Annotated in this window: 35 protein-coding genes; 34 read left to right on the top strand and 1 reads right to left on the bottom strand. The window is 31.4% G+C overall.

Annotated elements, in window-relative coordinates:
• Positions 1–49 precede the first annotated feature (49 nt).
• Complete coding sequence (locus MHL31_RS06945; protein ID WP_240228382.1) at positions 50–1,726, bottom strand: POTRA domain-containing protein; 1,677 nt, start codon at positions 1,724–1,726, stop codon at positions 50–52.
• A 163-nt stretch (positions 1,727–1,889) separates the two neighbouring features.
• Between MHL31_RS06945 and rpsL the strand changes: the two genes are divergently transcribed.
• The 34 genes from rpsL to eno all read left to right on the top strand — a co-directional run bounded on the left by rpsL (position 1,890) and on the right by eno (position 21,711).
• Positions 1,890–2,264, top strand: coding sequence for a 30S ribosomal protein S12 (gene rpsL, locus MHL31_RS06940; RefSeq protein WP_068206887.1), 375 nt, complete (start codon positions 1,890–1,892; stop codon positions 2,262–2,264).
• Positions 2,265–2,287: 23 nt separating this feature from the next.
• On the top strand, positions 2,288–2,764 hold the full coding sequence (gene rpsG, locus MHL31_RS06935; RefSeq protein ID WP_134248795.1) for a 30S ribosomal protein S7: 477 nt from the start codon (positions 2,288–2,290) through the stop codon (positions 2,762–2,764).
• 10 nt (positions 2,765–2,774) lie between these two features.
• Positions 2,775–4,892, top strand: a complete 2,118-nt coding sequence (fusA, locus tag MHL31_RS06930; protein WP_240228380.1) for an elongation factor G — start codon at positions 2,775–2,777, stop codon at positions 4,890–4,892.
• A gap of 17 nt (positions 4,893–4,909) precedes the next feature.
• On the top strand, positions 4,910–5,215 hold the full coding sequence (rpsJ, locus tag MHL31_RS06925; RefSeq protein ID WP_070237956.1) for a 30S ribosomal protein S10: 306 nt from the start codon (positions 4,910–4,912) through the stop codon (positions 5,213–5,215).
• A gap of 144 nt (positions 5,216–5,359) precedes the next feature.
• Positions 5,360–5,977 carry a 50S ribosomal protein L3 gene (gene rplC, locus MHL31_RS06920; RefSeq protein WP_240228378.1) on the top strand — a complete coding sequence of 206 codons (618 nt, stop codon included), beginning with the start codon at positions 5,360–5,362 and terminating at the stop codon, positions 5,975–5,977.
• The gene (rplD, locus tag MHL31_RS06915; RefSeq protein ID WP_240228376.1) at positions 5,977–6,606 is read left to right on the top strand and encodes a 50S ribosomal protein L4; all 630 of its coding nucleotides are present in this window, start codon (positions 5,977–5,979) and stop codon (positions 6,604–6,606) included. Before rplC ends, rplD begins: the two co-directional genes overlap by 1 nt.
• A gap of 9 nt (positions 6,607–6,615) precedes the next feature.
• Entirely contained in the window at positions 6,616–6,906 is a 291-nt protein-coding gene (gene rplW / locus MHL31_RS06910) for a 50S ribosomal protein L23 (RefSeq protein ID WP_240228374.1), read from the top strand.
• A gap of 12 nt (positions 6,907–6,918) precedes the next feature.
• Positions 6,919–7,743, top strand: a complete 825-nt coding sequence (rplB, locus tag MHL31_RS06905) for a 50S ribosomal protein L2 (RefSeq protein ID WP_240228372.1) — start codon at positions 6,919–6,921, stop codon at positions 7,741–7,743.
• Between the two features lie 6 nt (positions 7,744–7,749).
• Positions 7,750–8,028 (top strand): 30S ribosomal protein S19, encoded by a 279-nt coding sequence (gene rpsS, locus MHL31_RS06900; RefSeq protein ID WP_115880851.1) that lies wholly within the window; start codon positions 7,750–7,752, stop codon positions 8,026–8,028.
• Positions 8,029–8,038: 10 nt separating this feature from the next.
• A complete protein-coding gene (gene rplV / locus MHL31_RS06895; RefSeq protein WP_240228370.1) occupies positions 8,039–8,449 on the top strand; it encodes a 50S ribosomal protein L22 in 411 nt (136 codons plus the stop codon).
• 6 nt (positions 8,450–8,455) lie between these two features.
• The gene (gene rpsC / locus MHL31_RS06890) at positions 8,456–9,178 is read left to right on the top strand and encodes a 30S ribosomal protein S3 (protein WP_240228368.1); all 723 of its coding nucleotides are present in this window, start codon (positions 8,456–8,458) and stop codon (positions 9,176–9,178) included.
• Between the two features lie 24 nt (positions 9,179–9,202).
• A complete protein-coding gene (gene rplP, locus MHL31_RS06885; protein ID WP_240228367.1) occupies positions 9,203–9,631 on the top strand; it encodes a 50S ribosomal protein L16 in 429 nt (142 codons plus the stop codon).
• A 15-nt stretch (positions 9,632–9,646) separates the two neighbouring features.
• Positions 9,647–9,838: a 50S ribosomal protein L29 gene (rpmC, locus tag MHL31_RS06880; protein ID WP_240228366.1), complete on the top strand. Its 192-nt coding sequence runs from the start codon at positions 9,647–9,649 to the stop codon at positions 9,836–9,838.
• Between the two features lie 19 nt (positions 9,839–9,857).
• On the top strand, positions 9,858–10,115 hold the full coding sequence (rpsQ, locus tag MHL31_RS06875; RefSeq protein WP_134248806.1) for a 30S ribosomal protein S17: 258 nt from the start codon (positions 9,858–9,860) through the stop codon (positions 10,113–10,115).
• Between the two features lie 2 nt (positions 10,116–10,117).
• Entirely contained in the window at positions 10,118–10,489 is a 372-nt protein-coding gene (rplN, locus tag MHL31_RS06870; RefSeq protein ID WP_134248807.1) for a 50S ribosomal protein L14, read from the top strand.
• Between the two features lie 14 nt (positions 10,490–10,503).
• On the top strand, positions 10,504–10,809 hold the full coding sequence (rplX, locus tag MHL31_RS06865) for a 50S ribosomal protein L24 (protein ID WP_240228365.1): 306 nt from the start codon (positions 10,504–10,506) through the stop codon (positions 10,807–10,809).
• Positions 10,810–10,811: 2 nt separating this feature from the next.
• A complete protein-coding gene (gene rplE, locus MHL31_RS06860; RefSeq protein WP_240228364.1) occupies positions 10,812–11,363 on the top strand; it encodes a 50S ribosomal protein L5 in 552 nt (183 codons plus the stop codon).
• Between the two features lie 3 nt (positions 11,364–11,366).
• Positions 11,367–11,636 carry a 30S ribosomal protein S14 gene (gene rpsN / locus MHL31_RS06855; RefSeq protein ID WP_240228363.1) on the top strand — a complete coding sequence of 90 codons (270 nt, stop codon included), beginning with the start codon at positions 11,367–11,369 and terminating at the stop codon, positions 11,634–11,636.
• A gap of 70 nt (positions 11,637–11,706) precedes the next feature.
• A complete protein-coding gene (rpsH, locus tag MHL31_RS06850; protein ID WP_240228362.1) occupies positions 11,707–12,105 on the top strand; it encodes a 30S ribosomal protein S8 in 399 nt (132 codons plus the stop codon).
• Positions 12,106–12,122: 17 nt separating this feature from the next.
• Entirely contained in the window at positions 12,123–12,668 is a 546-nt protein-coding gene (gene rplF / locus MHL31_RS06845; protein WP_240228361.1) for a 50S ribosomal protein L6, read from the top strand.
• A gap of 15 nt (positions 12,669–12,683) precedes the next feature.
• Complete coding sequence (gene rplR / locus MHL31_RS06840) at positions 12,684–13,037, top strand: 50S ribosomal protein L18 (RefSeq protein WP_240228360.1); 354 nt, start codon at positions 12,684–12,686, stop codon at positions 13,035–13,037.
• 6 nt (positions 13,038–13,043) lie between these two features.
• Positions 13,044–13,568 carry a 30S ribosomal protein S5 gene (gene rpsE, locus MHL31_RS06835; protein WP_240228358.1) on the top strand — a complete coding sequence of 175 codons (525 nt, stop codon included), beginning with the start codon at positions 13,044–13,046 and terminating at the stop codon, positions 13,566–13,568.
• A gap of 13 nt (positions 13,569–13,581) precedes the next feature.
• Positions 13,582–13,764, top strand: coding sequence for a 50S ribosomal protein L30 (gene rpmD / locus MHL31_RS06830; protein ID WP_240228356.1), 183 nt, complete (start codon positions 13,582–13,584; stop codon positions 13,762–13,764).
• A 13-nt stretch (positions 13,765–13,777) separates the two neighbouring features.
• Positions 13,778–14,230 (top strand): 50S ribosomal protein L15, encoded by a 453-nt coding sequence (rplO, locus tag MHL31_RS06825; protein WP_240228355.1) that lies wholly within the window; start codon positions 13,778–13,780, stop codon positions 14,228–14,230.
• A gap of 10 nt (positions 14,231–14,240) precedes the next feature.
• Positions 14,241–15,575, top strand: a complete 1,335-nt coding sequence (secY, locus tag MHL31_RS06820; protein ID WP_240228353.1) for a preprotein translocase subunit SecY — start codon at positions 14,241–14,243, stop codon at positions 15,573–15,575.
• Entirely contained in the window at positions 15,575–15,790 is a 216-nt protein-coding gene (gene infA / locus MHL31_RS06815) for a translation initiation factor IF-1 (RefSeq protein ID WP_068206835.1), read from the top strand. The genes secY and infA overlap by 1 nt, the downstream gene beginning before the upstream one ends.
• 11 nt (positions 15,791–15,801) lie before the next feature.
• The gene (ykgO, locus tag MHL31_RS06810) at positions 15,802–15,918 is read left to right on the top strand and encodes a type B 50S ribosomal protein L36 (protein WP_073370549.1); all 117 of its coding nucleotides are present in this window, start codon (positions 15,802–15,804) and stop codon (positions 15,916–15,918) included.
• Positions 15,919–15,920: 2 nt separating this feature from the next.
• Complete coding sequence (gene rpsM, locus MHL31_RS06805) at positions 15,921–16,295, top strand: 30S ribosomal protein S13 (RefSeq protein ID WP_240228352.1); 375 nt, start codon at positions 15,921–15,923, stop codon at positions 16,293–16,295.
• Positions 16,296–16,398: 103 nt separating this feature from the next.
• Positions 16,399–16,782, top strand: a complete 384-nt coding sequence (rpsK, locus tag MHL31_RS06800; RefSeq protein ID WP_240228351.1) for a 30S ribosomal protein S11 — start codon at positions 16,399–16,401, stop codon at positions 16,780–16,782.
• Positions 16,783–16,864: 82 nt separating this feature from the next.
• Positions 16,865–17,470, top strand: a complete 606-nt coding sequence (rpsD, locus tag MHL31_RS06795) for a 30S ribosomal protein S4 (protein WP_240228350.1) — start codon at positions 16,865–16,867, stop codon at positions 17,468–17,470.
• Positions 17,471–17,492: 22 nt separating this feature from the next.
• Positions 17,493–18,485, top strand: coding sequence for a DNA-directed RNA polymerase subunit alpha (locus MHL31_RS06790; RefSeq protein WP_240228349.1), 993 nt, complete (start codon positions 17,493–17,495; stop codon positions 18,483–18,485).
• 35 nt (positions 18,486–18,520) lie between these two features.
• Positions 18,521–19,000: a 50S ribosomal protein L17 gene (rplQ, locus tag MHL31_RS06785; RefSeq protein ID WP_240228348.1), complete on the top strand. Its 480-nt coding sequence runs from the start codon at positions 18,521–18,523 to the stop codon at positions 18,998–19,000.
• 162 nt (positions 19,001–19,162) lie between these two features.
• Positions 19,163–20,269, top strand: a complete 1,107-nt coding sequence (carA, locus tag MHL31_RS06780) for a glutamine-hydrolyzing carbamoyl-phosphate synthase small subunit (RefSeq protein WP_240228347.1) — start codon at positions 19,163–19,165, stop codon at positions 20,267–20,269.
• A 152-nt stretch (positions 20,270–20,421) separates the two neighbouring features.
• On the top strand, positions 20,422–21,711 hold the full coding sequence (gene eno / locus MHL31_RS06775) for a phosphopyruvate hydratase (RefSeq protein WP_240228345.1): 1,290 nt from the start codon (positions 20,422–20,424) through the stop codon (positions 21,709–21,711).
• Positions 21,712–21,799: the final 88 nt, after the last annotated feature.

The following is a 21,799-nucleotide window of genomic DNA, read 5'->3' as shown; positions in this document are numbered from 1 at the left end:
GTTAGTTCTGGGTAACTTGATTAGACAGATTTATTGTAGAAAAGCTATTTTAAAAATTATAAGAGAACTTAATGTGTATTTTGGCGTTATTAATCTTAAATGGTTGGTTGTTGGTTTTGCCAAATACGTAGCTTAAATTAACTATGTTATTTTTAGATTTAAAATTGTAACCAATACCTACTCCTATTAAAGTATTTGTAGTGTTGTCTGGTTCATTTTTAATAAAACCTAGATCGGAAATAGAGTATAAATAATTAGTTGTGTTTGTGTAGAGTTTATATTCTAAATTTGTTAAATTGTATTTTGGTGTTAAAATACTTTGATCTTCAAAACCTCTTATGGAGTTTATGCCTCCAATTTGAAATAATTCATTTTCTAATAAATTATTAGAAGTGTTTAATAGTTCAGTTGTGTTTTTTATAAAAATTTTGTTTTTAGTATTTAGATTCCATTGGTATGATAATGATGCTAGTCCTTTAGATTGATTACTTTTTGCTGAATTTGTATTTCTTTTTCCAATTAAGTAGTTTAATTCTATGGATAAGTTGTTTTTTAAAAAATTGCTTTGTGGTTGGTAGATGTAAGATAGTCCAAACAATCTTTTATCAAATGGTTCAATTCCGTTTAAATCTGTTGCGTCTAAAACATTCGATTTCTCAAAATTTACAATACCGCTCAATGATTGGTCTTTATTTAAGTTATATGCTAAAGCTATTTTTGTATTTGTAGTGTTGTAGGTGCTGTCTTGTCTGTAAATATTAAAACTTCCATCTAAGCTAAATTTACTCCTTAATATATAAGGTATGTTTAAATTTAAAAATAAGGAGGTTTTATCGTCTCTATTATTTTTCCAATTAATGTTAATATACTCTCCTTTGTTAAATATATTGGTTAAGTTAAGGTTTAGGTAGCCGTTAATTGTAAATTTATTATTTGTTGAATTGGAAAAGCCAATGATACCATCAAATTGGTTTGTGTTTTTTTTCTTTATATATAGGTATAAGTTGGTAGAATCTTTAGTGAATAAAACTTCTGGTTTTTTTAATTGCGTAATAAAAGGTATCGTATTAAGTAGCTCTTCTGTTTTTTGAAGTTTATTCTTATTGAAGATCGTATTATTTTTAATTTCTAAATAATGTTTCAAATATTTTTTAGGGAAATTGTTGTAACCTTTAATTATAACAGCGTTAATTGTTCTTTTAATTGAGGTTTTTAAATCTAAATCTGCTTCAATAATGTTGTTTTTTAAATTTAAGTTTTTTAATGATGCTTTTATAAAGGAGTAGCCTTGTTTTTCATAATGCGTTGTTATTAAGTTAAGTTTGTTTTGAACTGTTGCTGTTGTGGTTTCAAAATAAAGACTGTTGTAATTTGTTGCAATTTCTTTTAGTAGCTTAGTATCAATGTTTGTAGTATTATAGTATATTCTTAAAGTGTTTATTCTTTTGTTTAATACAAAATAACAGTTTACAATAGTATCGTTTTCTTTTAAGGTATAGCTATTGTTTATATATCCTTTTACGGAAAGTAAATTAGAGACGGCTTCTATCTCGTTATAAATAGATGTTTTATTATGATGTTTAGTTCCATAAGTTATGGAATCTGTTAAATAATTGTTCGTACTATTTTTTGTGTAGATTTTTAACTCAAAACTTTGAGCATTAATTTGTACAGTATAAATAGTTGTAAAAACTATAAAAAAAAGGAGTTTTAAATCGGGTTTCAAATTAATAAAAATTATAATGTGAAGATACATTATATATATGATGAAAAACAAATTGTAAAAATAAAATATTTACATATTTGATTAACAAGAAATTATTTGTACATTTGCGCACTCTTAGAAATAACCTAAGAGTTTATAAAATAATTAATAACAAGATTTTAGTATGCCAACAATTTCGCAATTAGTACGAAAAGGAAGAACCAAAATAACTAAGAAGAGTAAATCGGCTGCTTTAAATTCATGTCCTCAACGTAGAGGAGTGTGTACACGTGTTTATACTACAACACCTAAAAAACCAAATTCAGCAATGCGTAAAGTTGCAAGGGTAAGGTTAACAAATGGTAATGAAGTAAATGCTTACATTCCTGGAGAAGGACATAATTTACAAGAGCACTCGATAGTATTAGTTAGAGGTGGAAGGGTTAAAGATTTACCAGGAGTTAGATATCATATAGTGCGTGGAGCATTAGATACTGCAGGTGTTGATGGAAGAACACAACGTCGCTCTAAATATGGTACAAAAGCACCTAAAAAGTAATTTAAAAACTTTAATGTAAAGACATGAGAAAAAGAAAGGCGAAAAAAAGAGTTCTTTTACCGGATCCAAAATTTAACGATCAGTTAGTTACACGTTTTGTGAATAACTTAATGTGGGATGGTAAAAAATCTGTAGCTTTTAAAGTTTTTTACGATGCTTTAGATATCGTAGAACAAAAGAAACAAGACGAAGAGAAAACATCATTAGAGCTTTGGAAAGATGCTTTGAGTAATGTAATGCCTCAAGTAGAAGTGCGTAGCCGTCGTGTAGGTGGTGCAACATTTCAAATTCCAATGCAAATTAGACCAGACCGTAAAGTGTCAATGGCTATCAAATGGTTGATTTCTTATTCAAGAAAAAGAAATGAAAAGTCAATGGCTCAGCGTTTAGCTGCAGAAGTGTTAGCTGCTGCAAAAGAAGAAGGTGCTGCTGTTAAGAAAAGAATGGATGTTCATAAAATGGCTGATGCTAATAAGGCATTCTCTCACCTAAGATTTTAATAAATAGACAATGGCAAGAGATTTAAAATATACAAGAAATATTGGAATTGCGGCTCATATTGATGCTGGTAAAACAACAACAACAGAGCGTATTCTTTTTTATACAGGTGTAAACCATAAAATAGGTGAAGTACATGATGGTGCTTCAACAATGGACTGGATGGAGCAAGAAGCTGAAAGAGGTATTACAATTACTTCTGCAGCTACTACTTGTGAATGGCAGTTTCCTACAGAAAATGGTGTTCCAACAGCAGATGCTAAAGGATACCATTTTAATATAATTGACACTCCGGGCCACGTTGATTTTACGGTTGAAGTAAACCGTTCATTACGTGTGTTAGATGGGTTGGTTTTCTTATTTAGTGCAGTTGATGGTGTTGAGCCACAATCAGAAACTAACTGGAGATTAGCTGATAACTATAAAGTTCCAAGAATTGGTTTTGTTAACAAAATGGACCGTCAAGGAGCTAACTTTTTAAATGTTTGTACGCAAGTTAAAGAAATGTTAGGTTCTAATGCAGTGCCTATTGTAATTAACATTGGAGATGAAGACGAATTTAGAGGAATTGTAGATTTAGTAAAAAACCGTGCAATTATATTTCACGACCATACTATGGGATCTACTTTTGATGTAGTTGATATTCCTGAAGAGTTAAAAGATGAAGCTCATGAATTACGTGGTAAACTAATTGAAGAAGTTGCTGCTTATGATGAGAATCTTTTAGAAAAATATATGGAAGATGAAGATTCTATAACTGAAGACGAAATTCACGCTGCATTACGTGCCGCTGTTATGGATATGTCTATTATACCAATGGTTTGTGGATCATCATTTAAAAATAAAGGAGTACAATTCTTATTAGATGCTGTATGTAGATATTTACCTTCACCAATAGATAAAGAAGGTGTTACAGGTATTAATCCAGATACAGAATTAGAAGAATTACGTAAACCAAGCGTAAACGAGCCATTTGCAGCTTTAGCATTTAAAATTGCAACAGATCCTTATGTTGGTCGTTTAGCTTTCTTTAGAGCATATTCTGGACGTTTAGATGCAGGATCATATATATTAAATAGCCGTTCTGGTAAAAAAGAACGTATTTCTAGAATTTATCAAATGCACTCTAATAAACAAAATGCTATCGATTATATTGAAGCAGGTGATATTGGAGCAGGTGTTGGGTTTAAAGATATTAAAACAGGAGATACTATGTGTGCCGAAAAAGCACCTATAGTATTAGAATCAATGGATTTTCCAGATCCTGTAATTGGTATCGCTGTTGAACCTAAAACAAAAGCAGATGTTGATAAATTAGGTATGGCATTAGGTAAATTAGCTGAAGAAGATCCAACTTTTACAGTTAAAACTGATGAATCTTCTGGACAAACAATTATTTCTGGTATGGGTGAGTTACACTTAGAAATTATTGTTGATCGTTTAAAACGTGAGTTTAAAGTAGAAGTAAATGAAGGACAACCTCAAGTAGAATATAAAGAGGCTGTTACAATGAAAGCTGATCATAGAGAAGTTTATAAAAAACAATCAGGTGGTCGTGGTAAATTCGCAGATATTAAATTTACGTTAGAACCTGCTGGTGAAGAGGAAACAGGTTTAATATTTATAAATGAAATTAAAGGTGGTAACATTCCAAAAGAATTTATACCTTCAGTTGAAAAAGGATTTAAAGAAGCTATGAAAAACGGTCCTTTAGCTGGATATGAAATGGATAGCTTAAAAGTTACTTTATATGATGGTTCTTTCCACGCAGTGGATTCAGATCAATTATCATTCGAATTAGCTGCTAAAATGGGATATAAAGTTGCTGCAAAAGCTGCTAAATCTGTAATATTAGAACCTATTATGAAAATTGCTGTAGTAACTCCAGAAGAAAATATGGGAGATATTGTTGGTGATTTAAATAGAAGAAGAGGTCAAGTTAATGCTATGGAAGATAGATCTGGAGCTAAAGTTGTAAAAGCTAACGTTCCATTATCTGAAATGTTTGGATATGTTACAACATTAAGAACATTATCTTCTGGTAGAGCATCATCTTCAATGGAATTTTCACATTATGAAGCTTGTCCTACAAATATTTCAGAAGAAGTAATAGCAAAAGCAAAGGGTTAATCTCTAAATTATAAACGATGAGTCAAAAAATTAGAATAAAATTAAAATCGTACGATTACAATTTAGTAGATAAATCTGCTGAAAAAATTGTAAAAACGGTAAAAAATACTGGAGCAGTTGTAAATGGACCAATTCCATTACCAACTCATAAAAAGATTTTTACAGTATTACGTTCACCACACGTTAATAAAAAATCACGTGAGCAATTCCAATTAAGTTCTTACAAAAGATTGTTAGATATCTATAGTTCATCATCAAAAACTATTGACGCTCTAATGAAATTAGAACTTCCAAGTGGAGTTGAAGTAGAAATTAAAGTTTAATTTCTCAAAACCAAAGAAATTTGGTTACATGTCCTAAGCGGTAGTCGAGGGAAAAACGAAAGAAAATAAATTCAGGGCTGAATTATTTTCAGTCCTGTTTTTTTGAAATAAAAATAGAATAATAATTAATTTAATTAAATAGAAATGTCTGGGTTAATAGGAAGAAAAATCGGAATGACCAGCTTATTCGACGAAAATGGGAAGAATATTCCTTGTACAGTAATCGAAGCAGGTCCGTGCGTAGTTACCCAAGTCAGAACCGAAGAAGTAGATGGGTATAATGCCCTTCAACTTGGTTTCGATGACAAGAAGGCAAAAAGCTCTAATAAAGCTTTAGATGGTCACTTTAAGAAAGCGGGGACCACTGCCAAGAAAAAAGTTGTTGAATTTCAGGATTTTGATGAGGAGCACAAATTAGGTGATGAATTAACAGTTGAATTATTTACTGAAGGAGAGTTTGTTGATGTATCAGCAACTTCAAAAGGTAAAGGATTTCAAGGGGTTGTAAAACGTCATGGTTTTGCCGGTGTAGGTCAAGCTACTCACGGTCAACATAACCGTTTAAGAGCGCCAGGTTCAATTGGAGCAGCATCTTACCCTGCACGTGTATTCAAAGGAATGCGTATGGCAGGTAGAATGGGAGGAAAAAATGTAACAGTTCAAAATTTAAGAGTTTTAAAAGTAGTTGCTGAAAAGAACTTACTTGTTGTTAAAGGAGCAATTCCTGGACATAAAAACGCTTATGTAATCATTCAGAAATAATGAAAGTATCAGTTTTAGACATACAAGGAAAAGATACAGGAAGAAAAGTTGAACTTTCTGATGCTGTATATGGAATTGAGCCAAACGATCACGCTGTTTACTTAGATGTAAAACAGTTTTTGGCTAATAAAAGACAAGGAACTAGTAAAGCTAAAGAAAGAGCTGAAATTTCTGGAAGTACTAGAAAAATTAAAAAGCAAAAAGGTACTGGTACAGCTCGTGCAGGTAGTATTAAATCTCCTGTTTTTAGAGGAGGTGGACGTATTTTTGGTCCTAGACCACAAGACCATTCTTTTAAATTAAACAAAAATTTAAAAAAATTAGCTCGTAAATCAGCCTTAAGTATTCAAGCAAAAGAGAATAATATTATTGTTGTAGAAGACTTTAATTTTGAAACTCCAAAAACCAAAAACTTTACTGCAATATTGCAAGCGTTTGGTATTGAGAACAAAAAATCGTTATTTGTCTTTGCTGAACCAAATAATAATGTATATTTGTCATCGCGCAATTTAAAACGTTCTAAAACTGTAATCAATACAGGATTAAGTACTTACGAATTGTTAAATGCCAATAAAGTTATTCTTTCAGAAGGATCTTTAGAAGGAATTGAATCTAATTTAAGTAAATAGGTAGCAGATATGAGTATTTTAATTAAACCTATTATCACGGAAAAGGCAACAAATGATAGCGAATTATATAATCGTTATGCTTTTGTTGTAAATAAAAAGGCTAATAAACTTGAAATTAAAAACGCTGTTGAGAAAGCTTACGGTGTAGCAATTGAAAGTGTTAGAACTATGAATTATCCAGTTCAACGTAATACAAAATACACTAAAAGTGGAATTGTTCAAGCGATGAAAGGAGCTTATAAAAAAGCAATAGTTCAATTAGCTGAAGGAGAAAGTATTGATTTTTATAGCAATATCTAAGATAAGATAAAAATGTCAGTTAGAAAATTAAAACCAATAACACCAGGTCAGCGTTTTAGAGTAGTAAATGGGTTCGACACCATAACTACTGATAAGCCGGAGAAAAGTTTACTTGCTCCGAAAAAAAAATCTGGAGGTCGAAATAGTGGAGGTAAAATGACTATGCGCCATTTAGGTGGTGGTCATAAACAGAAATACCGTATTATTGATTTCAAAAGAAATAAAACAGGTATTCCTGCTACAGTAAAAACTATTGAGTACGATCCTAATCGTACTGCATTTATTGCATTAGTTGTTTACAAAGATGGTGAAAAACGTTATATAGTTGCTCAAAATGGTTTAAAAGTTGGGCAAACTATTGTTTCTGGTGAAGGAGCTACTCCTGATGTTGGAAATACAATGTTGTTAAGCCATATTCCTTTAGGAACTACAATCTCATGTATAGAATTACATCCAGGTAAAGGAGCTGTATTAGCACGTAGTGCTGGTTCTTTTGCTCAATTAATTGCAAGAGAAGGTAAATATGCAACTGTTAAATTACCATCAGGTGAGGTAAGATTAATTCTTATAACTTGTATGGCAACAATTGGAGTTGTATCTAATTCTGATCACCAATTACTTGTTTCAGGTAAGGCGGGTAGAACACGTTGGTTAGGTAGAAGACCAAGAGTTAGACCAGTTGTAATGAATCCTGTAGATCATCCAATGGGTGGTGGTGAAGGAAAGTCTTCTGGAGGACATCCAAGATCTAAAAACGGTATACCTGCAAAAGGTTTCAAAACTAGATCTAAGACTAAGGCGAGTAATAAATATATTTTAGAACGTAGAAAAAAATAATTAGATATGGCACGTTCATTAAAAAAAGGACCTTACGTTTTTCATAAACTTGAGAAGAAAGTACAAGATAAAATTGAATCTGGTAACAAAGCTGTAATTAAAACTTGGTCAAGAGCAAGTATGATTACTCCAGATTTTGTAGGACAAACAATTGCCGTACATAACGGAAGACAGTTTGTACCAGTTTATGTAACTGAAAATATGGTAGGGCATAAATTAGGAGAATTTTCACCAACACGTTCTTACAGAGGACATGCAGGTGCTAAAAATAAAGGAAAAAAATAAGTAGGTAATCATGGGAGTTCGAAAAAAATTAAGAGCACAGCAGATAAAAGAGGAGAAGAAGCAATTAGCTTTTGCTAAGCTTACAGGTTGTCCTACATCACCTAGAAAAATGCGTTTAGTTGCGGATTTAGTTAGAGGAGTTGAAGTTGAAAAAGCACTTCAGATTTTAAAATTTAATTCAAAAGAAGCATCTATTAATCTTGAAAAATTATTGTTAAGTGCTATTGCAAACTGGCAAGCTAAGAATGAAGATTCAAGTATAGAAGATGCAGGTCTATTTGTAAAAGAAATTTTTGTAGACAGCGCAGGAATGTTAAAAAGACTAAGACCAGCACCACAAGGTCGTGCTCACCGTATTAGAAAACGTTCTAATCATGTGACTTTAGTTTTAGGAAGTAAAAATGTAAGCAATCAATCATAAGTAGAAATGGGACAAAAAACAAATCCAATAGGAAATCGTTTAGGAATTATCAGAGGATGGGATTCTAACTGGTACGGAGGAAGAGACTACGGTGATAAATTAGCTGAAGATGATAAGATAAGAAGGTATGTACATGCCAGATTATCAAAAGCAAGTGTTTCAACTGTAATAATTGAGCGTACACTTAAACTTGTAACCGTTACTATCACTACTGCTAGACCTGGTATTATTATCGGTAAAGGTGGTCAAGAGGTAGACAAGTTAAAAGAAGAGCTTAAAAAAATTACAGGTAAAGAAGTTCAAATTAATATTTTTGAAATTAAGCGTCCAGAATTAGATGCAACATTAGTAGCTGCAAGTATTGCTCGTCAAATTGAAAACAGAATTTCATACAGAAGAGCAATTAAAATGGCTATCGCTGCAACTATGAGGATGAATGCCGAAGGTATTAAAGTTCAAATATCAGGTCGTTTAAACGGAGCTGAAATGGCACGTTCTGAACATTATAAAGATGGAAGAATTCCTCTTTCTACATTTAGAGCTGATATAGACTATGCACTTGTTGAAGCTCATACTACATACGGACGCTTAGGTGTTAAAGTATGGATTATGAAAGGCGAGGTTTATGGAAAAAGAGAATTATCTCCACTAGTTGGTCTTTCTAAAAAACAAGGAAAGGGTGGCGACAGAGGAAATTCTAAAAGACCACAAAATCGTAGAAGAAAATAAATTTTTAAAATTTAGAAATTAAAAATGTTACAGCCAAAGAGAGTTAAATATCGTAAAGTACAGAAGGCGAAAGGGAATATGACCGGAAATTCTCAAAGAGGACATCAACTTTCCAACGGAATGTTTGGTATAAAATCTTTAGAACAAAACCTACTTACTTCTCGTCAAATAGAGGCAGCTCGTATTGCAGCTACGCGTCATATGAAAAGGCAAGGACAGTTATGGATTAAAATATTTCCAGACAAGCCTATTACTAAAAAGCCATTAGAAGTACGTATGGGTAAAGGTAAAGGAGCTCCAGAATATTTCGTAGCAGTTGTAAAGCCTGGTAGAATTATGTTTGAAGTTGGAGGTGTTCCTGCAGATGTTGCAAAAGAAGCCTTACGTTTAGCAGCACAAAAACTACCTGTTAAAACAAAGTTTGTTGTAGCTAGAGATTTTGATAACGCTTAATAACCGATTAAGAAAATGAAACAATCAGAAATTATAGAATTATCAACTGAAGAGTTACAAGATAAACTTGGAAGTTTAAAGAAAAGTTATACAGATCTTAAAATGGCTCATTCAATATCGCCGTTGGAAACTCCACTGCAATTGAGAGTACTTAGAAGAACTGTAGCGCGTGTAGCTACAGAATTAACAAAAAGAGAATTACAATAATTGTATTCAGTAGTAAAAGATGGAAAAAAGAAATCTTAGAAAAGAGAGAATAGGTGTAGTTTCAAGTAATAAAATGGAGAAATCTATTGTTGTTGCTGAAGTTAAAAAAATGAAGCACCCTATGTACGGAAAATTCGTGTTAAGCACTAAAAAGTATGTTGCTCACGATGAGAAAAATGATTGCAATATTGGAGATACTGTTAGAATAATGGAAACACGTCCAATGAGTAAATCAAAACGTTGGAGATTAGTAGAAATCCTAGAAAGAGCTAAATAATTATGTTACAGACAGAATCAAGATTAAGAGTCGCAGATAATACTGGAGCTAAAGAGGTTTTAGTAATTAGAGTTTTAGGAGGAACTAAAAAACGTTACGCTTCTATTGGAGATAAAATTGTTGTTAGTATTAAAGATGCTACACCAAATGGATCTGTTAAAAAAGGTCAAGTTTCTAAAGCAGTGGTTGTTAGGACGAAGAAAGAAATTAGAAGAAAAGATGGATCTTATATCCGTTTTGACGATAATGCTTGTGTATTATTAAATGCAGATACTGAAGACATGAAAGGAACTCGTGTTTTTGGTCCTGTTGCAAGAGAACTTCGTGAAAAACAATTTATGAAAATTGTATCATTAGCACCTGAAGTGCTTTAATAAATTAGTAAGAGATGAAATTAAAGATAAAATCAGGAGATACTGTTAGAGTAATGGCAGGAGATCATAAAGGAGAAGAAGGAAAAGTTGTTACAATTTTTCCAAATAAAAACAGAGCGATTGTTGAAGGTGTTAATATGATATCTAAACATTCAAAACCTAGCGCACAAAATCCACAAGGTGGAATTGTTAAAAAGGAAGCTTCAATTCATATATCTAACTTAATGTTACTTGAAGGAGATAACGTTACTAAAGTAGGTTATAGAGTTGAAGGTGAAACAAAAGTTAGGTTCTCTAAAAAATCTGATAAAGCAATTTAGTTATGGCTTATATACCAAGACTTAAAGAAGAATATAGTAATAGAGTTGTAAAAGCTCTTACTGAAGAGTTCAGTTACAAAAACATTATGCAAGTACCTAAATTACAAAAAATTGTAATTAGTAAAGGTGTTGGTGCAGCTGTAGCTGATAAGAAATTAATAGATTATGCTGTTGATGAATTGACTAAAATTTCTGGTCAAAAAGCAATATCTACTGTATCTAAAAAAGATGTAGCAGCTTTTAAATTACGTAAAGGTGTGCCAATTGGTGCTAAAGTAACTTTACGTGGTACAAAAATGTACGAATTTTTAGATAGATTGGTTACTGCATCTCTACCTCGTGTAAGGGACTTTAACGGAATCAAGGCAAATGGTTTTGATGGTAGAGGAAACTATAATTTAGGTATTACTGAACAAATCATTTTCCCAGAAATTGATATTGATAAAGTAAACAAAATTAGTGGTATGGATATTACATTTGTAACATCTGCCAATACTGATAAAGAAGCAAAATCATTATTAAGTGAATTAGGTTTACCATTTAAAAAGAATTAAGGAATGGCTAAAGAATCAATGAAAGCCCGTGAGGTTAAAAGAAAAAAGTTAGTTGAAAAGTATGCTGATAAACGTAAAGCTTTAAAAGAAGCTGGAGATTATGAAGCATTACAAAAATTACCGAAAAATGCATCACCAGTACGTATGCATAATCGTTGTAAATTAACTGGAAGACCAAAAGGGTACATGAGACAATTTGGTATTTCACGTGTTACATTCCGTGAAATGGCAAACCAAGGTTTAATACCAGGCGTTAAAAAAGCTAGTTGGTAAAATTTTTAAATAATTGGTTTTAGGTTCGTTGCAGAGAGCAATGAAAACCGAAACCTTAAATTAATAGATTATGATTACAGATCCAATCGCGGACTATCTAACTAGAGTTAGAAATGCAATTATGGCAAGTCATAGAGTCGTTGAAATTCCGGCTTCAAAAATCACTAAAGAAATAACTAAGATTTTATTTGATCAAGGTTATATTTTAAGTTATAAATTTGATGATGCAGGTTTTCAAGGTACTATAAAAATTGCCTTAAAATATGACAAAGCAACAAAAGCTTCTGTTATAAAAAAATTACAACGTATCAGTACACCAGGTTTACGTAAATACGTTGGAGCAAATGATATGCCACGTGTATTAAACGGACTAGGTATAGCTATAGTATCTACATCTAGAGGTGTTATGACTAATAAGCAAGCTAGGGAAGAGCATGTTGGTGGAGAAGTTTTATGTTACGTATATTAATAAAGAACTAAACAAAGATGTCAAGAATAGGAAATAACCCAGTTGCTATACCAGAAGGTGTTACATTAGATATAAAAGATAATGTAGTTACTGTAAAAGGTAAGTTGGGAGCGTTAACGCAAGAAATTAAAGATGATATTACTGTTAAAGTTGAAGATGGTTCAGTTATAGTTGAACGTCCTTCAGATAGTAAAAACCATAAAGCAAAACATGGTTTATACAGATCTTTATTAAATAATATGATAAAAGGTGTTTCAATTGGATGGACTAAAGAATTAGAACTTGTAGGTGTTGGTTATAGAGCTAGCAACCAAGGACAAGTTTTAGATTTAGCTTTAGGTTTTTCACATAATATTGTGATTGATGTAGCTCCAGAAGTAAAAGTTGAAACTATTTCAGAAAAAGGGAAAAACCCTATCGTAAAATTAACTTCATTCGACAAACAACTTGTTGGAGCAGTTGCAGCAAAGATTCGTTCTATGCGTAAACCTGAACCATACAAAGGAAAAGGAGTTAAATTTGTAGGAGAAATATTAAGAAGAAAAGCAGGTAAATCTGCATAATAAGTTTATTATATTATGGCATTATCAAAGCTTGAAAGAAGAATTAGAATTAAGCATAGAATTAGAAAAATTGTTTTAGGTACAGCTACTAAACCTAGGTTATCTGTATTTAGAAGTAACAAAGAAATTTATGCTCAATTAATAGATGACAATGCAGGTACTACTTTAGTATCAGTATCATCAAGAGATAAAGACATTGAAGCTACAGGTTCAAAATTAGAAGTTTCTAAAGCAGTAGGAAAAGCTATCGCAGAGAAAGCTTCTAAAGCAGGAATAGAAACTGTTGCATTCGATAGAAATGGATTTTTGTATCACGGTAGAGTGAAAGCTCTAGCAGACGCTGCAAGAGAAGCAGGTTTAAAATTTTAGTAAATTATGTATCATAAATACAAAAACGTAGAAAGAGTAAAACCTAGCGGGTTAGAACTACAAGATCACTTAGTAGGTGTACAAAGAGTTACTAAAGTAACTAAAGGGGGTAGAGCATTCGGATTTTCAGCTATTGTTGTAGTTGGAGACGGAAATGGTGTTGTTGGTCACGGATTAGGTAAATCTAAAGATGTAGCGTCAGCAATTGCAAAAGCAATTGAAGATGCAAAGAAAAATTTAGTAAGAATTCCAATTATTAAACAAACTTTACCACACGAACAAAAAGGTAAATTTGGTGGAGCAAGAGTATTTTTAAAACCAGCTTCACACGGTACAGGAGTTATTGCAGGTGGTGCAGTACGTGCGGTACTTGATTCTGTTGGAGTACACGATGTACTTTCAAAATCACAAGGATCATCAAACCCACATAATGTTGTAAAAGCTACATTTGATGCTTTATTACAATTGCGTAGTGCTAGCATGATTGCAAAAGAAAGAGGAATTTCTTTAGAAAAAGTATTTAAAGGATAAAACAAGGAGTACGATGGCAAAAATTAAAGTAACACAAGTGAAAAGTAAAATTAGACGTCCTCAAAATCAAAAAAGAACTCTTGAGGCTCTAGGTTTACATAAGATTGACCAAGTAGTAGAACATGAGGCTACTCCAGCAATCCTTGGAATGGTAAATACAGTTAAACACTTAATTTCTGTTGAAGAAGTTAAATAACATTTTATAAAAGATGACATTAAATAACTTAAAACCTGCTGCAGGATCTGTTAAATCTCAGGGAAAAAGAATTGGTAGAGGCCAAGGCTCTGGTAAAGGCGGAACTGCAACAAGAGGTCACAAAGGGGCAAAATCTCGTTCAGGATATTCTAGAAAAGTTGGTTTTGAAGGTGGTCAAATGCCTTTACAAAGACGTGTACCTAAATTTGGTTTTACTAATATGAACCGTAAAGAATATGCAGGTATTAACTTGCATAAATTACAAGAATTGGTTGATAATGGTAAAATTACAGATACAGTTACATTAGATATTTTAATTGAAAATAGATTAGCTGGTAAAAACGACTTAGTTAAAATACTAGGAAACGGTGAATTAAAAGCTAAATTAAACATAACTGTTCATAAATTTACAGCAACTGCAAAAGCTGCAATTGAAAATGCTGGTGGTACAGCAGAAACGTTATAATATTATATAGATGAAAAAATTTATTCAAACCATTAAAGACATTTGGATTATAGAAGAACTTAGAAATAAGATTCTATTAACTCTTGGATTTATGGCTATCTATCGTTTTGCGGCTCAAGTTCCGCTTCCAGGTATTGATATTGCTGTTGCACAAACTGCATTAGAAAATCAAACTAGTGGAGGGGGAATTTTAGGATTACTTGATATGTTTACTGGAGGTGCTTTTGCACAGGCATCAATTGTTGCTTTAGGTATTATGCCTTATATATCAGCTTCAATTGTTGTTCAGTTAATGGGTATAGCAGTTCCTTATTTACAAAAATTGCAAAAAGATGGTGAAAGTGGAAGAAAAAAAATCAATCAGATTACACGTTGGTTAACTATCGCTATTACTATGGTTCAAGGTCCAGCTTATATTACTAATATCTATCAATTAATACCTTCTTCAGCATTTTATATTAGCGGAAGTATGTTTTGGATAAGTTCAATGGTAATTTTAACTTCTGGAACTGTTTTTGCAATGTGGTTAGGTGAAAAAATTACTGATAAAGGAATTGGTAATGGTATTTCATTATTAATTATGATTGGTATTATTGCACGTTTTCCAGCATCCTTTATTCAAGAGGCTGTTTCTAAACTAACAGCATCAAATGGAGGAGCAATTATGATATTAATTGAACTAATAGTTTGGTTCTTAGTTATAATGGTTTGTGTTTATTTAGTAACTGCTGTTCGAAGAATAGCTGTTCAATATGCTAGAAAAACAGTAGCAGGTAATATTAAAAATGTAACTGGTGCCAGAGATTATTTACCTTTAAAATTAAATTCATCAGGTGTAATGCCAATTATATTTGCACAAGCAATTATGTTTGCTCCAGCATTGTTACAACGTTCTAGTAACGATACAATAAAAGAGATTGGTATTCAGTTTTCAGATATGTTTGGTTTTTGGTATAATGTATTATTTGCATTGTTAATAATAATTTTTAGTTATTTTTACACCGCAATTACAATACCAACAAATAAAATGGCTGATGATTTAAAACGAAGCGGAGGATTTATTCCTGGAATAAGACCAGGTAAAGATACTGCTGATATGCTAGATAGAGTATTATCATTAATAACATTTCCAGGTTCATTATTTTTAGCTCTTGTAGCTATTTTACCAGCAATTGTTGTTAAATTTGGATTGACTCAATCTTGGGCATTATTTTATGGTGGTACCTCTTTATTGATTATGGTTGGAGTTGCAATAGACACCATTCAACAAATAAATTCTCATTTATTAAATCGTCATTATGATGGTTTAATGAAAAAAGGAACTAAAAGAAAATCAGTAACATAATGGCAAAACAACCAGCAATACAACAAGACGGAACAATTACAGAAGCATTGTCTAATGCAATGTTTCGTGTAGAGTTGGAAAATGGACACATTGTAACAGCTCATATTTCAGGGAAGATGCGTATGCATTATATTAAATTATTACCTGGAGATAAAGTTAAGTTAGAGATGAGTCCATATGACTTAACAAAAGCAAGAATTACTTACAGATATTAAAGTATAAACGGATGAAAGTTAGAGCTTCAGTAAAAAAGAGAAGTGCCGAGTGCAAGATTGTGCGTAGAAAAGGCAGATTATATGTAATCAACAAAAAGAATCCTAGATTTAAACAAAGACAAGGATAATTATGGCAAGAATAGCAGGTATTGATATTCCTAAAAATAAAAGAGGTGTTATTGCGTTAACATATATTTTTGGAATTGGAAAAAGCAAAGCTAAAGAAATTTTAGCTGCAGCAAAAGTAGATGAAAGTACAAAAGTTCAAGATTGGACGGATGAAGAGATTCACAGTATTCGTGAAGCTGTTGGTACATTAACTATTGAAGGTGAATTACGTTCAGAAATTCAATTAAGCATTAAGCGATTAATGGATATTGGATGTTACAGAGGAATTCGTCATAGATCAGGTTTACCATTAAGAGGTCAAAGAACTAAGAATAATTCTAGAACCAGAAAAGGTAAACGTAAGACTGTAGCTAATAAGAAAAAGGCAACTAAATAATTAAAGGTGTTAGAAAGTAGTGATTAGAAGTTAGATGAATCTGTTTGAAATAGAAATGTTTAGGATTCTAAAAACTAAGAACTAACAACTAAAACTAAAAAATATGGCGAAAACTAGTTCAAAAAAACGTAAAGTTATAGTTGAAACTGTGGGTGAAGCACACATCACAGCTTCATTCAACAATATTATTATTTCACTTACAAATAAAAGAGGTGATGTAATATCTTGGTCATCAGCAGGGAAAATGGGATTTAGAGGTTCTAAAAAGAATACTCCTTATGCTGCTCAGTTAGCTGCAGAAGATTGTGCACGTGTTGCACATGAGGCAGGAATGAGAAAAGTTAAAGTCTTTGTAAAAGGACCTGGTAACGGTAGAGAATCTGCAATTAGATCTATTCATAATTTAGGAATCGAAGTTTCTGAAATTATTGATGTTACTCCATTACCACATAATGGTTGTAGACCACCAAAAAGAAGAAGAGTATAATAAATTAATATTTTAACAGGTAGGAATTTAGATTATCGAAGGATTAGCCTTAATTCATAATCCCTACCAATAACTAAAAAAAATGGCAAGATATACAGGACCAAAAACTAAAATTGCTCGTAAATTTGGCGAAGCAATTTTTGGAGAAGATAAATCTTTCGAAAAAAGAAATTATCCTCCAGGACAACATGGAAACAATAGACGTAGAGGAAAAAAATCTGAATACGCTATTCAATTAGCTGAAAAGCAAAAAGCAAAATATACTTACGGAATTTTAGAAAAACAATTCTCTAATTTATTTAAAAAAGCATCTGCTTCTACAGGAGTAACAGGTGAAATTTTACTTCAATTATGTGAATCTCGTTTAGATAATGTTGTATATAGATTAGGAATTGCTCCTAGTCGTAGTGGTGCACGTCAATTAGTTTCTCATCGTCATATTACTGTAAATGGTGAATTAGTTAGTATTCCTTCTTTTTCATTAAAAGCTGGTGATGTTGTAGCTGTAAGAGAAAAATCAAAATCGTTAGTAGCTATTGAAGATTCTTTAGCTAATAGAAATGATGTTTACGAATGGCTTACTTGGAATTCTGATACAAAACAAGGAAACTTTGTTAGTGTCCCTGAAAGAATTCAAATTCCAGAAAACATCAAGGAACAATTAATCGTAGAGTTATACTCTAAATAATTTTAAAGATACCAATTCAATTATGGCAATTTTAAATTTTCAAAAGCCCGATAAAGTAATTATGATTGATTCTACCGATTTTCAAGGTAGATTCGAATTTAGACCGTTAGAACAAGGATTTGGTTTAACAGTTGGTAATGCTTTAAGAAGAGTGCTTTTATCTTCATTAGAAGGTTTTGCAATAACATCACTTCGTATTGAAGGTATTGAACACGAGTTTTCTACTGTTAAAGGTGTTGTAGAAGATGTAACCGAAATTATTTTAAACTTAAAACAAGTACGTTTTAAGAAACAAATAGAAGATTCAGATAGAGAAACTGTTAATGTTTCAATATCTAATCAAGAGCAATTAACAGCTGGAGATTTACAAAAATATATTTCAGGTTTTCAAGTGTTAAATCACGATCTAGTTATCTGTAATATGGAAAAATCTGTTTCTTTAGATTTTGAAATTACAATAGAAAAAGGAAGAGGTTTTGTACCTGCCGATGAAAATAAAAAGTCTGGAGTTGCATTAGGAACTATTTTTACAGATTCTATTTTTACACCAATAATAAATGTAAAATATGCTGTTGAAAACTTCCGTGTAGAACAAAAAACTGATTACGAAAAATTAGTTTTTGATATTACTACTGATGGATCAATAGCACCTAAAGATGCTTTAACTGAAGCAGCTAAAATCTTAATTCACCACTTTATGTTATTCTCTGATGAGCGTATCACTTTAGAGGCTGATGAGATTGCACAAACTGAAACTTATGATGAGGAATCTCTACATATGCGTCAGTTATTAAAAACAAAATTAGTTGATATGGATTTATCTGTACGTGCGCTAAATTGTTTAAAAGCAGCTGAAGTAGATACATTAGGTGATTTGGTATCATTTAATAAAAATGATTTAATGAAATTCCGTAATTTCGGTAAAAAATCTTTAACTGAATTGGACGAATTAGTTCATAATAAAGGTTTAAGTTTTGGAATGGATTTGAGTAAATATAAATTAGACAAAGATTAATTTAAAACTTAGGTTTTAATTAATACAATATAGAGATGAGACACGGAAAGAAATTTAACCACTTAGGAAGACAAACAGCGCATAGAAAAGCTATGTTTGCTAATATGGCTTGTTCTTTAATTGAACATAAGCGTATTAATACAACAGTTGCTAAAGCTAAAGCTTTAAGACAATATGTAGAGCCTCTAATTACTAAATCTAAAGACGATACTACACATAACCGTAGAGTTGTATTTAGTTATTTAAGAAATAAATTTGCTGTAACAGAATTATTTAAAGAAATTTCTGTAAAAGTAGCTGATAGACCAGGAGGTTATTTACGTATTATTAAATTAGGAAATCGTCAAGGAGATAACGCTCCTATGGCAATGGTTGAACTAGTAGATTATAATACTATTTATAACCCTAATAATAAAGCTAAAAAGAAAACTACACGTAGAGGTAGATCTAAAAAAGTTCAAGAAACAGTTGTTGAAACTGTTGATAAATCTGAAGATGTAAAAGAAGATAATTAATGATTTACTTTTTTTAATAAAATTTAAAAGGATAAGCTATTTTATAGTTTATCCTTTTTTTTAAATAAAAATTTTAATTTTGAAGTAATTTAGGAATTATTTTTTTTAATTCAATCATTAAGTTTTAAATAAACCAAAAACTAACTAGAAATTATTTAACAGATGAAATATAAACAACAAAAAAAAGCTATTCTATTATTAGCTGACGGAACTATTTTTGAAGGAAAATCAATTGGAATAGACGGAACCGCTTTTGGAGAAATTTGTTACAATACAGGAATGACAGGTTATCAAGAAGTATTTACTGATCCTTCTTATTTTGGGCAGTTAATGTTAACTACAAATGCTCATATTGGAAACTACGGTGTTAATAATAACGAAGTGGAATCTGATTCAATTAAAATTTCAGGATTGGTATGTAAAAATTTTAGTTTTAATTATTCTCGTATAAACGCAGAAGGTTCGCTTGAAAATTATTTTGAAAAACAAAATTTAATGGCTATTTCCGATATTGATACACGTGCCGTTGTTAGTTATATTAGAGATAAAGGAGCTATGAATGCTGTTATTTCAACCAATTTAGATATTGCATCTTTAAAAGAGCAATTAATTGGTGTTCCGGATATGAAAGGTTTAGAATTAGCATCTAAAGTATCAACTAAAGAACCTTATTTTTATGGTGACGAGAATGCTCCTTATAAAATTTCAGCTCTAGATTTAGGTATAAAAAAGAATATTCTAAGAAATTTAGCTAAAAGAGGATGCTATATAAAAGTATTTCCATACAATGCAACCTTTGAGGAAATGGCTGCTTTTAATCCAGATGGTTATTTTCTATCTAATGGACCTGGTGATCCAACACCTTTAGAAGAAGCTAAAAATGTAGCAAAGGAAATAATTAAGCAAAACCTTCCATTGTTTGGAATTTGTTTAGGACATCAAATTATTGCATTGGCTAATAATATGGAAATTTATAAAATGCACAACGGGCATAGAGGTATTAATCATCCAGTAAAAAACTTGTTAACTGGTAAAGGTGAAATTACTTCACAAAATCATGGATTTGTTGTTAGTAAGGAAGCAGTTGATGCACATCCAGATTTTGAAGTCACACATTTACATTTAAATGATAATACTTTAGCCGGTATGAAAATGAAAAATAAAAATTGTTTTTCAGTACAATATCACCCAGAGGCTAGTCCTGGACCACATGATTCTTCATATCTATTTGACCAATTTATAGAGAACATAGAAGTAAATAAAAAATAAATTGTAAAAGTCACTAATTAAGCTAGTTAGTGACTTTTTTTTTAATCCAAAAAACGAAAACGTTATCGTATAAAAGGTTAAAAAATACGTCAAAAATTAGTCTTTATTTTGTAAATTTGAAGTAGATAATAATTTAATAAAAAAATAGAAAAATGAGTGTAATTTTAAGTGTTCATGCACGTCAAATATTTGATTCAAGAGGAAATCCAACTGTAGAAGTTGATGTAGTAACAGAAAATGGTGTTTTAGGAAGAGCTGCGGTACCTTCAGGAGCTTCAACAGGAGAACATGAAGCTATGGAATTAAGAGATGGTGGAAAAGATTATATGGGGAAAGGTGTTCTTAAAGCTGTAAAAAATGTAAATGAAATTATTGCTGAAGAACTTTTAGGAACTTCTGTCTTTGAACAAAATTTTATCGATCAAACAATGATTGAATTAGACGGTACAAAAAATAAATCTAAATTAGGAGCAAATGCTATTTTAGGTGTATCGTTAGCAGTAGCAAAAGCTGCAGCAAATGAATTAGAAATGCCATTATATAGATATGTTGGAGGAGTTAGTGCAAATACACTACCAGTTCCAATGATGAATATTATTAATGGAGGTTCTCACTCAGATGCACCTATTGCATTTCAAGAGTTTATGATTATGCCTGTTGCTGCTAAAAACTTTACAGAAGCAATTAAAATGGGTAGTGAAATTTTCCATAATCTTAAAGGTTTAATTCACGATCGTGGTTTAAGTACTGCTGTAGGTGATGAAGGAGGTTTTGCACCAACTTTTGATGGTACAGAAGATGCAATTGAAACGGTATTAAAAGCAATTGAAAATGCAGGTTATAAACCAGGAGAAGAAGTTAAATTAGCGTTAGATTGTGCTTCTGCAGAATTTTTTGTTGATGGAAAATACGACTACACTAAATTTGAAGGAGATAAAGGTGTAATTAGAACTTCTAAAGAACAAGCTGAATATTTAGCTGAATTAGCTTCAAAATATCCAATTATTTCTATTGAAGATGGAATGGATGAAAATGATTGGGATGGTACTAAGTACTTAACAGAATTAATTGGAGATAAAGTACAATTAGTAGGAGATGACTTATTTGTAACTAATGTTGAACGTTTATCAAAAGGTATTGAAAACGGTATTGCTAATTCAATTTTAATTAAAGTTAATCAAATTGGAACATTAACAGAAACTATTGCAGCCGTAAATATGGCACACAATGCAGGTTACACTTCTGTAATGTCTCACCGTTCTGGAGAAACTGAAGATAATACTATTGCTGATTTAGCAGTAGCATTAAACTGTGGACAAATTAAAACTGGTTCAGCTTCTCGTTCAGATAGAATGGCAAAATACAACCAATTATTAAGAATTGAAGAAGAATTAGGTAGTGTTGCTTACTATCCACAAGCAAAAGCTTTTAAAGTTCTTTAATCAAAAAGTTTATTTTATTAAAAAAAGCTGAGTTTTTACTCAGCTTTTTTGTTTATGTAACAAAAATATATACAATATTAACAAAACA

Origin of the sequence: Lutibacter sp. A80 (assembly GCF_022429645.1) — a bacterium.
In the GTDB taxonomy this organism is placed as follows: domain Bacteria; phylum Bacteroidota; class Bacteroidia; order Flavobacteriales; family Flavobacteriaceae; genus Lutibacter.
Note: the sequence above shows the minus strand (reverse complement) of the source record. Positions and strands in the feature narration are given on the sequence as shown.

Excerpts from the sequence above, each read along its gene's own strand:
- rpsH (WP_240228362.1), top strand. The coding sequence starts at position 11,707 with ATGATTACAGATCCAATCGCGGACTATCTAACTAGAGTTAGAAATGCA.
- rpmC (WP_240228366.1), top strand. The coding sequence starts at position 9,647 with ATGAAACAATCAGAAATTATAGAATTATCAACTGAAGAGTTACAAGAT.
- secY (WP_240228353.1), top strand. The coding sequence starts at position 14,241 with ATGAAAAAATTTATTCAAACCATTAAAGACATTTGGATTATAGAAGAA.
- MHL31_RS06790 (WP_240228349.1), top strand. The coding sequence starts at position 17,493 with ATGGCAATTTTAAATTTTCAAAAGCCCGATAAAGTAATTATGATTGAT.
- carA (WP_240228347.1), top strand. The coding sequence starts at position 19,163 with ATGAAATATAAACAACAAAAAAAAGCTATTCTATTATTAGCTGACGGA.
- rpsS (WP_115880851.1), top strand. The coding sequence starts at position 7,750 with ATGGCACGTTCATTAAAAAAAGGACCTTACGTTTTTCATAAACTTGAG.
- rpsC (WP_240228368.1), top strand. The coding sequence starts at position 8,456 with ATGGGACAAAAAACAAATCCAATAGGAAATCGTTTAGGAATTATCAGA.
- rplQ (WP_240228348.1), top strand. The coding sequence starts at position 18,521 with ATGAGACACGGAAAGAAATTTAACCACTTAGGAAGACAAACAGCGCAT.
- rplB (WP_240228372.1), top strand. The coding sequence starts at position 6,919 with ATGTCAGTTAGAAAATTAAAACCAATAACACCAGGTCAGCGTTTTAGA.
- rplO (WP_240228355.1), top strand. The coding sequence starts at position 13,778 with ATGACATTAAATAACTTAAAACCTGCTGCAGGATCTGTTAAATCTCAG.
- rpsQ (WP_134248806.1), top strand. The coding sequence starts at position 9,858 with ATGGAAAAAAGAAATCTTAGAAAAGAGAGAATAGGTGTAGTTTCAAGT.
- rpsK (WP_240228351.1), top strand. The coding sequence starts at position 16,399 with ATGGCGAAAACTAGTTCAAAAAAACGTAAAGTTATAGTTGAAACTGTG.
- rplC (WP_240228378.1), top strand. The coding sequence starts at position 5,360 with ATGTCTGGGTTAATAGGAAGAAAAATCGGAATGACCAGCTTATTCGAC.
- rplR (WP_240228360.1), top strand. The coding sequence starts at position 12,684 with ATGGCATTATCAAAGCTTGAAAGAAGAATTAGAATTAAGCATAGAATT.
- infA (WP_068206835.1), top strand. The coding sequence starts at position 15,575 with ATGGCAAAACAACCAGCAATACAACAAGACGGAACAATTACAGAAGCA.
- rpsM (WP_240228352.1), top strand. The coding sequence starts at position 15,921 with ATGGCAAGAATAGCAGGTATTGATATTCCTAAAAATAAAAGAGGTGTT.
- rplE (WP_240228364.1), top strand. The coding sequence starts at position 10,812 with ATGGCTTATATACCAAGACTTAAAGAAGAATATAGTAATAGAGTTGTA.
- rplF (WP_240228361.1), top strand. The coding sequence starts at position 12,123 with ATGTCAAGAATAGGAAATAACCCAGTTGCTATACCAGAAGGTGTTACA.
- fusA (WP_240228380.1), top strand. The coding sequence starts at position 2,775 with ATGGCAAGAGATTTAAAATATACAAGAAATATTGGAATTGCGGCTCAT.
- rplD (WP_240228376.1), top strand. The coding sequence starts at position 5,977 with ATGAAAGTATCAGTTTTAGACATACAAGGAAAAGATACAGGAAGAAAA.
- rpmD (WP_240228356.1), top strand. The coding sequence starts at position 13,582 with ATGGCAAAAATTAAAGTAACACAAGTGAAAAGTAAAATTAGACGTCCT.
- rplX (WP_240228365.1), top strand. The coding sequence starts at position 10,504 with ATGAAATTAAAGATAAAATCAGGAGATACTGTTAGAGTAATGGCAGGA.
- rpsG (WP_134248795.1), top strand. The coding sequence starts at position 2,288 with ATGAGAAAAAGAAAGGCGAAAAAAAGAGTTCTTTTACCGGATCCAAAA.
- ykgO (WP_073370549.1), top strand. The coding sequence starts at position 15,802 with ATGAAAGTTAGAGCTTCAGTAAAAAAGAGAAGTGCCGAGTGCAAGATT.
- rpsJ (WP_070237956.1), top strand. The coding sequence starts at position 4,910 with ATGAGTCAAAAAATTAGAATAAAATTAAAATCGTACGATTACAATTTA.
- rpsD (WP_240228350.1), top strand. The coding sequence starts at position 16,865 with ATGGCAAGATATACAGGACCAAAAACTAAAATTGCTCGTAAATTTGGC.
- rplW (WP_240228374.1), top strand. The coding sequence starts at position 6,616 with ATGAGTATTTTAATTAAACCTATTATCACGGAAAAGGCAACAAATGAT.
- rplN (WP_134248807.1), top strand. The coding sequence starts at position 10,118 with ATGTTACAGACAGAATCAAGATTAAGAGTCGCAGATAATACTGGAGCT.
- rpsE (WP_240228358.1), top strand. The coding sequence starts at position 13,044 with ATGTATCATAAATACAAAAACGTAGAAAGAGTAAAACCTAGCGGGTTA.
- rplP (WP_240228367.1), top strand. The coding sequence starts at position 9,203 with ATGTTACAGCCAAAGAGAGTTAAATATCGTAAAGTACAGAAGGCGAAA.
- rpsN (WP_240228363.1), top strand. The coding sequence starts at position 11,367 with ATGGCTAAAGAATCAATGAAAGCCCGTGAGGTTAAAAGAAAAAAGTTA.
- eno (WP_240228345.1), top strand. The coding sequence starts at position 20,422 with ATGAGTGTAATTTTAAGTGTTCATGCACGTCAAATATTTGATTCAAGA.
- rpsL (WP_068206887.1), top strand. The coding sequence starts at position 1,890 with ATGCCAACAATTTCGCAATTAGTACGAAAAGGAAGAACCAAAATAACT.
- rplV (WP_240228370.1), top strand. The coding sequence starts at position 8,039 with ATGGGAGTTCGAAAAAAATTAAGAGCACAGCAGATAAAAGAGGAGAAG.